This is a genomic window from Pseudoxanthomonas winnipegensis (assembly GCF_004283755.1).
GTDB classification, from domain to species: Bacteria; Pseudomonadota; Gammaproteobacteria; order Xanthomonadales; family Xanthomonadaceae; genus Pseudoxanthomonas_A; species Pseudoxanthomonas_A winnipegensis.
This window is the reverse complement of record NZ_SHMH01000005.1, coordinates 289,656-304,541: the sequence shown is the minus strand read 5'-3', so window position 1 is coordinate 304,541 and position 14,886 is coordinate 289,656. Positions and strand designations below refer to the sequence as shown.

The window sequence follows — 14,886 nt, the reverse complement described above, 5'->3', positions numbered from 1 at the left end:
CATCCCAGAGTCCCAGGAGTTTTCCCATGCAAGCTTCCATCGTGGTCATCGCTGCCGGTGCGCGCAGCACCGAGGCGGTCCTCGCCGCCGAGGCGCTGCGCCGGGCGGCGCGTCAGCGCGGCCTGGAGCCGGCCGTGGAGATCCGCAGCGACCAGGGCATCACCGGGGCGCTGCCGCCCGGGCAGTGCGCCGGCGCCAGCGCCGTGCTGCTGGTCGGCGACGGCGATGCCGAGCGCGCGCGCTTCGGCCAGGCCGCGATCACCGAGGTCGGCCTGGATGCGGTGCTGGACGACCCCGAAGGCGTGCTGGCCGGCTGGGTCGGCGCGGCCGCCGCCGCGCCGGCGGCGCAGGCCAGCAAGCACATCGTCGCCATCACCTCCTGCCCGACCGGCATCGCGCATACCTTCATGGCCGCCGAGGGCCTGCAGCAGGCCGCTGCGGCGCTGGGCTACCACCTGCGCGTGGAGACCCAGGGCTCGGTCGGCGCGCAGGACACGCTCACCGCGGAGGAGATCGCCCAGGCCGACGTGGTCCTGATCGCGGCCGACCGCGAGGTGGAGCTGTCGCGCTTCGGTGGCAAGCGCGTGTTCAAGAGCGGCACCAAGCCGGCCATCAACGATGGCCAGGCGCTGATCCGCAAGGCGCTGGCCGAGGCCAGCATGCAGGCCAGCATGCAGGCCGGCGGCGCCGAGCAGGCCGCGCCGAGCGAGAAGACCAAGAGCGCCGGCCCGTACAAGCACCTGATGACGGGCGTGTCGTTCATGCTGCCCTTCGTCACCGCCGGCGGCCTGCTGATCGCGCTGGCCTTCGCCATCGGCGGCATCTACGCCGGCGACGACGCCAATCGCGGCACGCTGGCCTGGAGCCTGCTGCAGATCGGCGCCAAGGGCGGCTTCCTGCTGATGGTGCCGGCGCTGGCCGGCTATATCGCCTACTCCATCGCCGACCGGCCGGGCATCGCGCCGGGCATGATCGGTGGCGTGGTCGCGGCGAACATGGGCGCCGGCTTCATCGGCGGCATCCTGGCCGGCTTCGTCGCCGGCTACGGCGTGGCGTGGATCAACCGCGTGCTGCGCCTGCCGCGCAGCCTGCAGGGCCTCAAGCCGGTCCTGATCCTGCCGGTGCTGGGCACGCTGCTGGTCGGCCTGCTGATGATGTACGTGATCGGCACGCCGGTGGCGCACCTGCTGACCTGGCTAACCGAGTGGCTGCGCAGCATGCAGGGCACCAGCGCCATCCTGCTGGGTCTGCTGCTGGGCGGGATGATGGCGGTGGACATGGGCGGGCCGGTCAACAAGGCCTCCTACGCGTTCTCGACCGCGTTGATCTCCAGCCAGGTCTATACGCCGATGGCCGCGACCATGATCGGCGGCATGACCCCGCCGCTGGGCATCGCGCTGGCGACCTGGCTGTTCCGCAATCGCTTCACCGCCGAGGAGCGCGGCACCGCCGGTGCGGCCGGCGTGCTCGGCCTGGCCTTCGTCACCGAGGGCGCCATCCCCTACGCCGCGCGCGATCCGCTGCGCACCATCCCCGCGCTGGTGCTCGGCTCGGCCGTGGCCGGCGCGATCTCGATGGCGGCCGGGGCCGAACTCAAGGTGCCCCATGGCGGCGTGTTCGTCCTGCCGATCCCCAACGCGGTGACCCACCTGGGCACCTATCTGCTGGCCCTGGTCGTGGGCGTGGTCGTCACGGCCGTGGCCCTGCGCCTGTTCAAGAAGCCGGTCGTGGCCAAGGGCTGACCCGCCCGCGCCGACCCGCTTCGCTTCGACTGCCTCGCGCGGCGCCGCAGCCGCGCGTCCTCACCCACGCCGTTCTCCTGATCAGGAACCCGACGCATGTCCACCCTCCTCCATCGCGTGCTGCCGGCCGCGCTCACCCTGGCTCTCGCTTCCCTGGCCCATGCCCAGGAGGCGGTGACGCCCAAACTGTCCTACACCGGCGAGGCCGCCGCGATGCTCGGCGGCGGCGAGGGTTCGGGCAGCGCCTATGCGGGCCAAGCGATGGCCGGTGTGGATGTCGATCTGGACAAGGCCTTCGGCTGGTCCGGCGCCACGCTCAAGGCCTATGTGATCAACCGGCATGGCACCAACCTGGTCAACAGCAGCCTGGGCAACAGCACTTCGGTGCAGGAGATCTACGGCGGCCAGGGCACGCGCCTGGCCAACCTGACGCTGGAACAGAAGCTGCTCGACGACCGCCTGGTGCTCGAGGCAGGGCGCAGCGTGGCCAACATCCACTTCCTGGGCTCGGACCTGTGCCAGTACTTCCAGGGCAACTCGGCCTGCGGCAATCCGACCTACGTGTTCCGGACCAGCAGCTTCACCTGGTGGCCGGTCTCCAGCTGGATGGCCGACGCCAAGGCCTGGGTGACGCCGCAGGTCTACGTGCACGTCGGCGCCTACCAGGTGGACCCCAGCCAGGCCGAGGACGGTGAGCACGGCCTGCGCTGGAGCACGCGCGAGGCGACCGGCTGGATCGTGCCCTACGCGGTCGGCTGGCAGAGCTCGGCCGACGCGCGCCACAAGGCGATGTACGAACTGGGCGGCTGGCAGGACAACGCCCCCTACCGCGATCCGCTGTACGACGCCGCCGGCACGCCGGCGGTGCTGAGCGGCCCGGACTACGCCAGCCGGCATGGCCGCTCCGGCGTGTACGCGCGCTTCGAGCAGCAGGTCAGCGGGCCGGACGCCACGCACGGGCTGACGCTGTTCGGCGCCGTGCTCAAGGGCACCTCGGGCCAGCTGATCGAGGACTGGTTCGCCCAGGCCGGCCTGGTGCACAAGGGCACCTTCGCCAGCCGCCCGCACGACGATGTCGCGCTGGTGGTCACCCGCCAGCAGTACAGCGACGCGGCGCTGGAGAACCTGCGCCTGGCCCGCGCCGCGGCCGGCGGCGTCGGCACCCCGCAAAGCGGCCAGACGATGATGGAGCTGAGCTATGGCTTTGCGGTCAATCCGCACCTGCGCATCGCGCCCAGCCTGCACTACGTGATGCATCCGGACCAGTTCAACGCGCCGGGCCGCCTGCAGGATCTGCCCAATGCCTGGGTCGCGGGACTGAGGTTCGATCTCAGCCTCTAAGCGCGACACTCGGCCGCCGGTGTGCGCCGGCGGCATACTGTGCGGCCGTTCGTCGTGCCGTATCCGCAATGGCTGAGAGTTTCTTCTTCTACGACCTGGAGACCTTCGGTCAGGACCCGCGCCGCACGCGCATCGCCCAGTTCGCCGCCCAGCGCACCGATGCGGCGCTGAACCCGATCGAGGACCCGGTCACCTTCTACGTGCAGCCGGCCGACGACCTGCTGCCCTCGCCCATCGCCACGCTGATCACCGGCATCACCCCGCAGCAGGCGCTGGCCGACGGGGTGCGCGAGTGCGAGGCGATGGCGCGCATCTTCGAGGAAATGGCGCGGCCGGAGACCTGCACGCTGGGCTGGAACACGCTGCGCTTCGACGATGAGTTCGTGCGTCACGGGCTGTTCCGCAACTTCTTCGATCCCTACGAGCGCGAGTGGCGCGGCGGCAACTGCCGCTGGGACCTGCTGGACGTGGCGCGGCTGTTCCATGCGCTGCGCCCGGAGGGTGTGCACTGGCCGCAGCGCGAGGACGGCAAGGGCACCTCGTTCAAGCTCGAACACCTGGCCCTGGCCAACGACGTGCGCGTCGGCGAGGCGCACGAGGCCATGTCCGACGTACGCGCCACGCTCGGCATCGCCCGCGCCATGCGCCGCGCGCAGCCGCGCCTGTGGGACTACGCGCTGCAGCTGCGCAACAAGCGCTTCGCCGCCGGCCTGATGGACACCGTCGGGATGACGCCACTGCTGCACGTCTCGCAGCGCTATCCGGCCCAGCGCCTGTGCGCCGCGCCGGTACTGCCGGTGGCGCGCCATCCGCGCATCGACAGCCGCGTCATCGTGCTCGACCTGGACGGCGATGCCCAGGCGCTGCTGGACCTGGATGCGCAGGACATCGCCGACCGGCTCTATACCCCGCGCGGCGACCTGCCCGAGGACGTGCGCCGCGTGCCGCTCAAGGAAGTGCACCTCAACCGCTGCCCGGCCCTGGTGCCCTGGCACTACCTGCGCGCGGACGACTTCGCGCGCTTGGGCATCGTCCCCGAGGCCGTGCAGGCCCAGGCCGACCTGCTGCGCGCGCATGCGCCGGCGGTGGCCGAGAAGGTGCGCCAGGTATTCGCCAGCGAGCGCGCGCAGGAGACGCCGGACGCCGATGCCTCGCTGTACCACGGCTTCCTGGCCGAGGGCGAGCGGCGCAAGCTGGCCGAGGTGCGCGGCACCCCGCCGGCGCAGCTGGGCACGCGCGACTTCGGCTTCAAGGATGCGCGGCTGCAGGAGCTGCTGTTCCGCTATCGCGCACGCAACTGGCCCGACACGCTCGACGCCGCCGAACGCGCACGCTGGGACGACTACCGCCACGCCCGCCTGGCGCCGGGCACGGTACTGGCCGAGCAGAGCCTGCCCGACTATTTCGCGCAGATCGCGCAGCTGCGCGCCGAGCCCACCACCGACGGCGCCAAGCAGGTGCTGCTGGACCGCCTGGAGGTCTGGGGGCGTGAACTGCAGATCGGGCTGTAACCTCTGCACGCCGCCTTAGCCGCCCGGCCGCCACGCTGCCGACCTGATCCGAGACCCGTTCGCTGCATGAGCCCCTATTTCTCCGACGCCAGCTTCAAGTTCCTCAAGGCGCTGGCGCGCCACAACGACAAGACCTGGTTCGCCGCACACAAGCAGCAGTACGAGGATCATGTCCGCCAGCCGTTCCTGCGCCTGCTGACCGACCTGCAGCCGGATCTGGCCGCGGTCAGCGACAAGTTCCGCTCCGATCCGAAGACGGTCGGCGGCTCGCTGTTCCGCATCTATCGCGATGCGCGCTTCTCCAACGACAAGTCGCCCTACAAGCTCTGGCAGGGCGCGCGGCTGTACCACGAGCGCCGCAAGCAGGTGCCCGCGCCCTCGTTCTATGTGCACCTGCAGCCGGGCGAGAGCTTCGTCGGCGCCGGCCTGTGGCATCCGGAGCCCGACACCTTGCGCAAGCTGCGGCAGTTCATCTTCGACAACCCGATGACCTGGAAGGCCGCCGCGCATGCGCCGGCCTTCCGCAAGCGCTTCGAGTTCGAGGAATCGGAGATGCTCAGCCGTGCGCCGCGCGGGTTCCCGGCCGAGTTCGAGTTCATCGACGATCTCAAGCACAAGAACTTCGTGTTCTGGCGCTCGCTGGACGATGCGACGATGACCGGGCCGCGGCTGCGCCAGACCCTGGCCGCGGACCTGGCCGCGCTGGGCCCGTTCATGGACTACCTGTGCGCGGCGCTGGACCTGGAGTTCTGAAAGTCCCGGCGCGCTAGGAATCCTGCGCGAAGTAGCCCGAGGCATCGACGAAGCGCTGGACGGCCGCGGCGTCGGCATAGTCCAGCTCGATCATCTCGGCCAGCGCCTTGGCCTTGTCCGCGCTGCGGCGATAGTTCGCCTGGCAGATGGCATAGCCGACGTAATAGCCCAGGTCGCGGGTGCCGAAGCCGTTGTCGGTGTTGTTGTAGAGCCAGGCGCTGTAGTCGTTGCCGCCCATGTCCTTGCGGAAGGCCGCGCGAATCGCGGCGTCATGCGCAGGCCCGTAGGCGACATAAGGCAGGTCCGGCAGGCGGCCGGTCACCTGTTCGGCCACGAAGTCCGCGACGCCCTCATAGACCGCCTGGGCCAGCAGGCTGGCGCGTGCGCCGCGCTGCTGCGTGTGCACGGTCTCGTGGATCACCAGCAGGTCCAGGTTCTCCAGCGGCCGGCTGGCGAAGTAGCCGCGAAAGAAGCGCTGCAGGCGTTCGGGCATCTGCGACAGGTCCACGCGCTCATCGCCGGTGGCCATCTCCACGCCGATCAGGACCTTGTCCTCCTGCGTGGTGCCGGCCGAGCGCAGCGCGCCGACCTCGAAGTAGATGCCGGCCGGCTTCAGCGCCGGATACAGCTGCGCGAAGCGCCGCAGGTGGTGCTGCACCTTGTCCATCGCCGCCCCGGCCAGGGCGGTGCGAGGCCGCACCGAATCCCAATAGCGCGGATAGGCGCGGATCGCATCGACATAGGTCGCCGCGTCGTAGTCCTTGGCGAGCGCGAAGGCCGCCAGCCCCTGGCTGCCGCGATCCAGATAGGTCGTCTGCAGCACCTGGATCTGCTGCGCCCGGTCCGGAAGACCCTTGACCTGATCGTAGGCCTGCCAGAACAGTGCGACATCGCGGTCGACGACCTCGATCCGTTGACCAGCCGGCACGGCCGCCGTCGCCGCACCGGTGCAGGCCAAGGCCAGCACCAGTCCCCACCCCATCTTCGACATGCAGATCCCCGGGTTCGCATGGAACCGGCCCATGGTTTCATCGGCCGCCTTCGATCACAAGCCCGAGGCGGGTCCTCGGGCCACGCGCCTTGACGGCCGCACCTGCCGCGCTCTGTACTCTTCAACTCACTCCAAGCGCCGGGTAACGCGATGCGAAAGTGGATGCTGGCTGTGCCCCTGCTGGCCTTGCTGCTGCTGGCGGGCTTCGTCGCGGCCGGGCCGTACATCGCCATCCACGGCATCCGCGACGCGCTGGCCGAGCAGGACACGGGCAAGCTGGACCGCTACGTCGACTTCCCCACCCTGCGCTTCAATCTGCGCGCGCAGCTGCAGGACCGCATGGTCCGCGCCGCCGGCGTGGACGCGCAGTCCAGCTTTCTTGGCGCGCTGGCGCTCTTGCTGGCCGGCGGCGCGGCAGGGGTCGGCGTCGATGCCATGGTCACCCCGACCGGCATCGCCGCGCTCCTGCAGGGACGCTCGGTCTGGAAGCGCGCCCTCGGCGACACCGCCAACGGCGATACCTACGGCCCGCCCGCGCCGGCCGAACCGCTCAAGGGTGCCGAGCACCACTACGCGTCGCTCTCGCGTTTCACCGCCACCACCCACACCGACAGCGGCGCCCCGATCACCTTGGTGTTCGAGCGCCAGGGCCTGGTGTGGAAGCTGACGGACATCCGCTTGCCTCTATAACGCCCCGGATAGGGCCAGATCTCGACGTCAGGCGTGTTGCTTGAGTACGAAAGGATCAATCGGCGAGGCCGGCCAAAGTTGAACCAGATAGCGGTCTTCGCCCTCTAGACCGTCCGGGGACAATGTGGTCAGACCTGACGCAGACAGCATCACGCGATAGATGTCTGGCGCGACGTCAAAGCGTGGCGCATCGGCAAGATCATCGGCCCAGCCGGCCACAATGAGCCGCGAACTTTGAAGAACCAGCGTGCCCTGCACGACATGGTCGAATCCATCGCGGCCCGGTAGGGGTTCGGATTCAAGTATTTCCAGTTCCACCGGAACGGTCACGTTGCGGACCGTGCGGATGCCCACGACACCAGACGACACCGCCAACTTCCTGTCCACCGACTGCTGGTCCCAAGCCGCCGAGAGGTCGCCCGACGAACATTCGTCCTGCAGGTAGAACTGGAAATAATCCGCGAAGATTTCAAGCCGATGGACCGTCACCGATCACGCTCCGCACCTATTCGTTCGCCACCCCATGCGGCACATGCCCCGCCGCGGTGTGCGGATGGGCGCTGTCGATGTTGTGTTGCGAGTCGTCGAAGAAGATGTCGGCGCCGAAGGCGGCCAGGAACGGGCCCTTGTGCCGGCCGCCCAGGAACAGCGCCTCGTCCAGACGCACGCCCCACTCGCGCAGGGTGCGGATCACGCGCTCATGCGCCGGCGCGGAGCGTGCGGTGACCAGGGCCGTGCGGATCGGCGCGTGCTCGCCGGGCGGGAAGGCGGCCTGCAGCTGATGCAGCGCGGCGAGGAAGCCGCGGAACGGGCCGCCGGAGAGCAGTTCGCGCGCCTTCTCCTGCTCGTGGCGGCCGAAGGCTTCCACGCCCTGCTCGCGCGAGATGCGTTCGCTCTCGTCGCCGAAGATCACCGCATCGCCGTCGAAGGCGATGCGCAGCTGGTTGGACAGCCGTCCCGCCGGTAGTTCCCCCGCCGCCGCGGCGGCCTCCTCGGCGCGTTCGCCCGGTGGCTTGGGCAGGATGGTGGCAGCGGCGATGCCGTGGCTGAGCGCGCTGCGCACCGAGTCGGGGTTGGCCGAGAGGAACAGATCGGTGCCGAACGGCTTGATGTAAGGCCAGGTCGGCTCGCCGGCGGTAAAGGTGGCCCGCACGATGTCCAGGCCATAGTGCTGGATCGAGTTGAAGATGCGCAGGCCGGTGTCGGCCGAGTTGCGCGACAGCAGGATCACCTCAACGCGCGGCGTATCGGCCGGCGCGCCCTGGTTGAGCGCCAGCAGCTTGCGCACCACGGTAAAGGCCACGCCCGGCCCCAGCACGTCGTCCTCGTGCGCACGCTGGTAGGCGGCGTACGCGTCCAGCCCTTCGGCCTGCCACAGGGCGTGGCTCTCCTCCAGGTCGAACAGGGCGCGCGAGGTGACGGCGACGGTGAGCAGGCGGGGGCTGTTGTCGGGCATCTAGCAGGGATTCGGGATTTGGGATTAGAGATTAGGGATCAGAAGGATTTGGTTGGTGGCTGCGAATGGTCGAGCTGCCAGTGGTCGCGGTGTTTTTGCGGGCTCTGGCCTCTGGGCCCTTGCCGCTGGCACCGCCTCAAACCAGAAACTGTTCGCTCAGGATCCGCTCTTCCAGGTTGTGCTCCGGGTCGAACAGCAGGGTCACGGTGTGCGTGCGCGATTCGTGGATGGTCACCTCGGTGACGTTGCGGAACTCGTGCGAATCGGCGGTGGCGCTGACCGGGCGCTTGTACGGGTCCAGCACCTGGATGCGCACCTCGGTGTCGGCCTTGAGGATGGCCCCGCGCCAGCGCCGCGGGCGGTAGGGCGCGATCGGGGTCAGGGCGATGGTGTGGCTGCCCAGCGGCAGGATCGGGCCATGCGCGGAATAGTTGTAGGCCGTGCTGCCGGCCGGCGTGGCCACCAGCACGCCGTCGCCGGTCATCTCCTCGATGCGGGTCTGGCCGTTGAGATCCACGCGCAGCTGCGCGGCCTGCCGGGTCTGGCGCAGCAGCGAGACCTCGTTGTAGGCCAGCGAGGTCACCTCGATGCCAGACTCGGTCTGCGCGCGCATCTCCAGCGGGCGCAGCTTGGTCGGCTCGGCCGCGGCGATGCGCGCCGGCAGATCGTCGTCGCGGTGGTGGTTCATCAGGAAGCCGACCGTGCCCAGCTTCATGCCGAACACCGGCTTGCCGAGCAGGCCGTGGCGGTGGAGGGTCTGCAGCATGAAGCCATCGCCGCCCAGTGGAACCAGGATGTCGGCCTGGTCGGGGGCATGCTGGCCGTAGCGCTGGCTCAGTTCGGCCAGGGCCTGCTGTGCGGCTTCGGTATGGCTGGCGAGGAAGGCAAGGCGCGGCGCGGTCATGCGGTGAAGGATACCCGGCGCCCGCCCGCGGCGCGTGTTGCGTTTTCAACCGACCCAAAACAAGCGGGGCCAGGTGTCGCCACCCGGCCCCGCATGCCTTTCTCGGCTGGCCTGGATCAGGTCAGCTGCGACAGGCGCTGCACCGCGACCGAGGCGGTCGGGTAGTCCAGCGTGCGCTGGGCGGCGATGTCGTCGAGCATGGAGCGGGTGAAGCGCAGGGTGGGATCGTCGCGCTGCATCCAGCGCCCGACCTTGGCCTCGGCGCTGTCGCCGGGCAGGGCCAGCACCTGCGCGGTCATCGCGCGCAGATGGGCGGAGAGCTCGTCGCGCAGCACGCCACGGGCCACCGCATGCCAGCGGCCGTCGACCTGCAGCGCGTCGATCTGCGCGAACAGCCAAGGCAGGTGCAGCGCATCGCCCAGGCGGTAGTACACCTTGGACACCGCCACGGCCGAGAGCTTGTGCGCGCGCGCCAGTTCGATGATGTCCGCCGAAGGCTCCAAGTACGGCAGGGCCGCCAGCTGGCCGGCCAGCGCATCGGGCACGCCCTTGGCCTTCCAGTCGGCCAGCGCGGCCTCGTAGGCCGGCCGCAGCGAATCGGGCAGCACGCCGTCGGCCGCGCGGATGTCGTTGAAGCCGGCGTGGTAGCGCTCCACCGCCGTGGCGATGGCCGGAATCGGTCCGGTGCGGGTCAGCAGCCAGCGGGTGAAGCTGCGCTGCAGCTTCCAGATCACCTGCAGGGCGTCGATCTGCACCGCCTCGGCCACCTTGCCGTCCAGGGCATCGATCTGCGCCCACAGCGCCCGCGCGTCCAGTGTCTCGCGGGTGATGGTGTAGGCCTTGGCGACCTCGCCGATGTCGCGGCCGGTGTCCTCCTGCATGCGCAGCAGGAAGGTGGCGCCCATGCGGTTGATGGTCGAGTTGGTCACCGCGGTGGCGATGATCTCGCGCTTGAGGCGGTGCTGCTCCATCTGCGCGGCGTACTTCTTCTGCAGCGGCTGCGGGAAGTAGCGCTGCAGCTCCTTGGACAGGTACGGATCCTCGGGGATGTCGGTGTGCAGCAGCTCGGCGAAGGCCACCAGCTTGGAATAGGACAGCAGCACCGACAGCTCCGGCCGGGTCAGGCCCAGCCCACGCGCCTTGCGGTCGGCGAACTCGGCGTCGCTGGGCAGGTATTCGATCTGCCGGTCCAGCAGGCCGCGCGCCTCCAGCACCTGTACGAAATGCTGCTTGGAGCCCAGGCGCGAGACGCTCATGCGCTCCATCAGGCTCAGCGCCTGGTTCTGGCGGTAGTTGTCGGTCAGCACCAGCTGGCCCACCTCGTCGGTCATGCTGGCCAGCAGGGTGTTGCGCGCCGCTTCGGTGAGCTTCTTCTGCCGCACCACGCCGTCGAGCAGGATCTTGATGTTGACCTCGTGGTCGGAGGTGTCCACGCCGGCGGAGTTGTCGATGAAGTCGGTGTTGAGCAGCACGCCGTTCTGCGCCGCCTCGATGCGGCCCAGCTGGGTCAGGCCCAGGTTGCCGCCCTCGCCCACCACCTTGCAGCGCAGCTGGCCGCCGTTGACGCGCAGCGCGTTGTTGGCGCGGTCGCCGACATCGGCATTGCTCTCCTGCGCGGACTTGACGTAGGTGCCGATGCCGCCGTTCCACAGCAGGTCCACAGGCGCCTTGAGGATGGCGCTGAGCAGTTCGGTCGGCGACAGCGCGGCGATGCCCGCGTCCAACCCCAGCGCCTGCTTGACCTGCGGGCTCAGCGGGATGGTCTTGAGCGTGCGCGGGAACACGCCGCCGCCGGCCGAGATCAGCTTGGTGTCGTAGTCGGCCCAGGACGAGCGCGGCAGCTTGAACATGCGCGCGCGCTCGGCGAAGGACCTGGCCGCATCCGGATTGGGATCCAGGAAGATATGGCGGTGATCGAAGGCGGCCACCAGGCGGATGTGTTCGGACAGCAGCATGCCATTGCCGAACACGTCGCCGGACATGTCGCCGATGCCGACCACGGTGAAGTCCTGGGTCTGGCAATCGCGGCCCAGGGCGCGGAAGTGGCGCTTGACCGATTCCCACGCGCCCTTGGCGGTGATGCCCATGCCCTTGTGGTCGTAGCCCACCGAGCCACCCGAGGCGAAGGCATCGCCCAGCCAGAAGCCGTGGTCGATGGCCAGGCCATTGGCGATATCGGAGAAGGTGGCCGTGCCCTTGTCGGCGGCGACCACCAGGTACGGGTCGTCGGCGTCGTGGCGCACCACGTCCACCGGCGGCACGATCTTGCCGCCGACGATGTTGTCGGTGATGTCCAGCAGGCCCTGGATGAACATCTTGTAGCAGGCGATGCCCTCGGCCATGACCGCGTCGCGCTCGCCGCTGGCCGGCGACTGCTTGACGTAGAAGCCGCCCTTGGCGCCGACCGGCACGATCACCGTGTTCTTCACCATCTGCGCCTTGACCAGGCCCAGCACCTCGGTGCGGAAGTCGTCGCGGCGGTCGGACCAGCGCAGGCCGCCGCGCGCCACCGCGCCGAAGCGCAGGTGCACGCCTTCCACGCGCGGGCCGCAGACGAAGATCTCGCGGTACGGGCGCGGCTTGGGCAGGTCGGGCACCTTGGCCGAATCGAACTTGAAGCTGATCGTGTGCGCCGGCGCGCCGTCCTTGTCGACCTGGTAGTAGCTGGTGCGCAGCGTGGCCTCGATGGTGCCCATCAGGCTGCGCAGGATGCGGTCGTCGTCCAGGCTGGAGACGCCGTCGAGCAGCTTGAGCATGGCCGCATGCACGGCCTCGGTCTGCGCGTCGCGCGACTGGGTGGCGGCCTGTGCGAGGGCCTGCAGCGCCTTGTGCGTGTCCTCGTCGGCCGTGTCGGCCAGGGCCAGCAGCGCCTGCGCCGCTTCTTGCGCACGCTTGCTGTCGCGCGCCTTGGCCTTGCCGTCCAGCGTCGGGTCGAAGCGCACCTCGAACAGCCGCACCAGCAGCGCGGCCAGCAGCGGGTAGCGGCCCAGCGTGTCCTCGACCGAAGCCTGGGTGAAGGGCACGCCGGTCTGCAGCAGGTACTTGGTGTAACCGCGCAGCACCGCGACCTGGCGCCAGCTCAGGCCGGCACGCAGCACCAGGCGGTTGAAGCGGTCGTTCTCGGCGTCGCCACGCCAGACGCGGGCGAAGGCCTCGTCGAAATCCTCCGCGCGCGCGGCCACGTCGATGTCGCCGCCGGCCGGCTCGACCTCGAACTCCTGGATGTAGGCCACGCGCCCGTCCAGATCGAGGCGGAAGGGATGCTCGGAGATCACGCGTAGGCCCATGTTCTCCATCAGCGGCAGCGCGTCGGACAGCGGGATGTCGATGCCCAGGTGATAGAGATTCAGGCGCAGCGCGCCTTCGCCGGCGCGGTGCCGCGGCGAGCGGTACAGGCTCAGGCGCAGGTCGTCGGCGTCCTTGAGCTGGGCCAGGCGCTCGACGTCGTCGGCGGCCAGCTCGGTGGACACGTTCTCGATGTAGTACTGCGGCAGCGCCCGGCCGAAGCTGGACGCCAGCGCCAGTCCGCGCGCCTCGCCGTGGCGCTGGATCAGCGTCTCGCGCAGGTCATCCTGCCAGTTGCGCAGCAGATGCGACAGGCGCGACTCCAGCTCGGCCGCATCGACGCTGACCTCCTCGCCCGGGCGCGGGCGCACGGTCAGGTGCAGCTGCGCCAGCGGCGATTCGCCCAGCTGCACGGTGGTGTCGACCGCGTCGCCGTGCAAGGCCTCCTTCATCAGCGTCTCGATGCGCAGGCGCAGCTGGGTGTTGAAGCGGTCGCGCGGCACGTAGACCAGCGCCGACCAGAAACGCCCGTAGCGATCGCGGCGCAGGAACAGCTTGCTGCGCACGCGCTCCTGCAGGCCCAGGATGCCCATCGCGGTGCGCGCCAGCTCGTCCTGGCGCGACTGGAACAGTTCCTCGCGCGGCAGCGTCTCCAGGATATGGCGCAGCGCCTTGCCGCTATGGCTGTTGGGCGACAGGCCGGACTGGCGCATGACGTGCTCGTGGCGCTCGCGCACCAGCGGGATCTCCCACGGGCGGCGGTTGTAGGCGCTGGAGGTGAACAGGCCCAGGAAGCGCTGCTCGCCGGTGATGCGGCCGTTGGCGTCGAAGGACAGCACGCCGATGTAGTCCATGTAACCCTTGCGATGCACCGTGGCGCGCGCATTGGTCTTGGTCAGGATCATCGCCTCGGCTTCGCCGGCCTCGTTGAGCAGGTTGGCGGCCAGCGAGCGCACCGCGCGCGGCTTGCCCGAGGCATGGCCCCGCATCAGGCCCAGGCTGGTGTCCTCCTGCGGCACCAGCACTTCCTCGCCGCCCTGCTTCTGCACGCGGTACTCGCGATAGCCGAAGAAGGTGAAGTGGTCGTTGGCGGCCCACTGCAGGAATTCCTGCGTCTCGCGGCGCATGCCATCGGAGACCGGCATGCGGCGCGTGGCCAGGTCCTCGGCCACGGCCAGCATCTTCTCGCGCATCGCGCTCCAGTCGCCGACGATCTGACGCACCTCGGCCAGCACGCGGCGGATCTCGGCCTCGATGCGCGGCATCGCCTCGGCCGGCTGGCGGTCGATCTCCAGCATCATCAGCGACTCGGCCTTGCCCTCGCCCACCGCCGTGGCCTTGCCCGACTTGTCGCGCTCGAAACGCACCACCGGATGGCCCAGCACATGTACGCCCACGCCCATGCCGGCCAGGGCCATGCTCACCGAATCGACCAGGAAGGGCATGTCGTCGTTGACGATCTGCAGCACCGAGTGCGAGGACTCCCAGCCATTGGCCTTGGCGCTGGCGTTGAACACGCGCACATTGGCCGTGCCGGGCTTGCGCACGCGGGCGAACTCCAGCATGTCCACCGCCATCGCGGCCCAGCCCTGCGCGCTGTGGTGCGGGAACTCGTCCTGCTCCATGCGCCGGTAGAAGGCATCGGCGAAGACCTTGGCCTGCTCGCGCTTGGCGCTGGGCACCAGCGTCTTCAAGGCGTCGTGGATGGGCTGCAGCGAGAACGCTGGGGTGGACGCGCCGGCCTTCGTAGCGCGCGGCTTGGGCGGGGTTGCGGGAACGGGCTTGGCCGACGGCGCGATGGCCTTGGCGGGCTTGCTGCTGGACTTGCCTGAGGGCGGGGCCGAGGCGGCCTTGGAGGTCGAAGCGGATTTATTGCGGAGCCTGCTGCCGGTGGTGCTCATACAGTCGCTTACATCGAGGAAGTTAATCGCGCATTGTAGGCCTGCTCTCTTAAACCTTCGTGTTGCGCGGCATCATGATCGATCGACTTGAGCGCATGCCGATTGCTCACACTTCCAGCGCGTTTGCAAGCCTTGGAAGCCGTGCGTCAGGCGCTGACGCGTTTGCTCGACGCGCGGATAAACGGTCATTGCATGTCGATCCCGTCACCGCCTCATCACTTGATCTTCACAAGCGCGGATAAACCGCCTCGCGACTGCATTTTCGGGGTATTCAAATTCTGAACTGGACGGTATAGTCCAGCCCCCATGAGC

General features: G+C 69.3%; 10 protein-coding genes. 5 read left to right on the top strand and 5 right to left on the bottom strand.

The annotated features are described in order from the left end of the window. The first annotated feature begins 26 nt into the window (after positions 1-26). The 4 genes from EAT51_RS11695 (at position 27) to EAT51_RS11680 (ending at position 5,347) form a co-directional block, all read left to right on the top strand. Complete coding sequence (locus EAT51_RS11695; RefSeq protein WP_130561660.1) at positions 27-1,742, top strand: PTS fructose transporter subunit IIC; 1,716 nt, start codon at positions 27-29, stop codon at positions 1,740-1,742. 96 nt (positions 1,743-1,838) lie between these two features. After that, positions 1,839-3,083 carry a carbohydrate porin gene (locus EAT51_RS11690; protein ID WP_130518163.1) on the top strand — a complete coding sequence of 415 codons (1,245 nt, stop codon included), beginning with the start codon at positions 1,839-1,841 and terminating at the stop codon, positions 3,081-3,083. Between the two features lie 68 nt (positions 3,084-3,151). After that, positions 3,152-4,594: an exodeoxyribonuclease I gene (sbcB, locus tag EAT51_RS11685; RefSeq protein ID WP_130518161.1), complete on the top strand. Its 1,443-nt coding sequence runs from the start codon at positions 3,152-3,154 to the stop codon at positions 4,592-4,594. A 66-nt stretch (positions 4,595-4,660) separates the two neighbouring features. After that, on the top strand, positions 4,661-5,347 hold the full coding sequence (locus EAT51_RS11680) for a DUF2461 domain-containing protein (RefSeq protein ID WP_130518159.1): 687 nt from the start codon (positions 4,661-4,663) through the stop codon (positions 5,345-5,347). Positions 5,348-5,360: 13 nt separating this feature from the next. Here the strand turns inward: EAT51_RS11680 and EAT51_RS11675 are convergent, their stop codons facing one another. Further along, positions 5,361-6,338 carry a DUF2268 domain-containing putative Zn-dependent protease gene (locus EAT51_RS11675; protein WP_228257904.1) on the bottom strand — a complete coding sequence of 326 codons (978 nt, stop codon included), beginning with the start codon at positions 6,336-6,338 and terminating at the stop codon, positions 5,361-5,363. 150 nt (positions 6,339-6,488) lie between these two features. On the opposite strand from EAT51_RS11675, the gene EAT51_RS11670 reads away from it, so the two are divergent. Further along, positions 6,489-7,028 (top strand): DUF2939 domain-containing protein, encoded by a 540-nt coding sequence (locus EAT51_RS11670; protein WP_130518157.1) that lies wholly within the window; start codon positions 6,489-6,491, stop codon positions 7,026-7,028. Positions 7,029-7,055: 27 nt separating this feature from the next. On the opposite strand, the gene EAT51_RS11665 is transcribed toward EAT51_RS11670, so the two are convergent. The 4 genes from EAT51_RS11665 to EAT51_RS11650 form a co-directional block, all read right to left on the bottom strand. After that, positions 7,056-7,517 (bottom strand): hypothetical protein, encoded by a 462-nt coding sequence (locus EAT51_RS11665; protein ID WP_130518155.1) that lies wholly within the window; start codon positions 7,515-7,517, stop codon positions 7,056-7,058. Positions 7,518-7,533: 16 nt separating this feature from the next. After that, positions 7,534-8,484 carry a 5'-nucleotidase gene (locus EAT51_RS11660; protein ID WP_130518153.1) on the bottom strand — a complete coding sequence of 317 codons (951 nt, stop codon included), beginning with the start codon at positions 8,482-8,484 and terminating at the stop codon, positions 7,534-7,536. A 136-nt stretch (positions 8,485-8,620) separates the two neighbouring features. After that, positions 8,621-9,388 (bottom strand): NAD kinase, encoded by a 768-nt coding sequence (locus EAT51_RS11655; protein WP_130518151.1) that lies wholly within the window; start codon positions 9,386-9,388, stop codon positions 8,621-8,623. A gap of 116 nt (positions 9,389-9,504) precedes the next feature. After that, the gene (locus EAT51_RS11650) at positions 9,505-14,574 is read right to left on the bottom strand and encodes an NAD-glutamate dehydrogenase (protein ID WP_130522668.1); all 5,070 of its coding nucleotides are present in this window, start codon (positions 14,572-14,574) and stop codon (positions 9,505-9,507) included. Between the last annotated feature and the right edge of the window lie 312 nt (positions 14,575-14,886).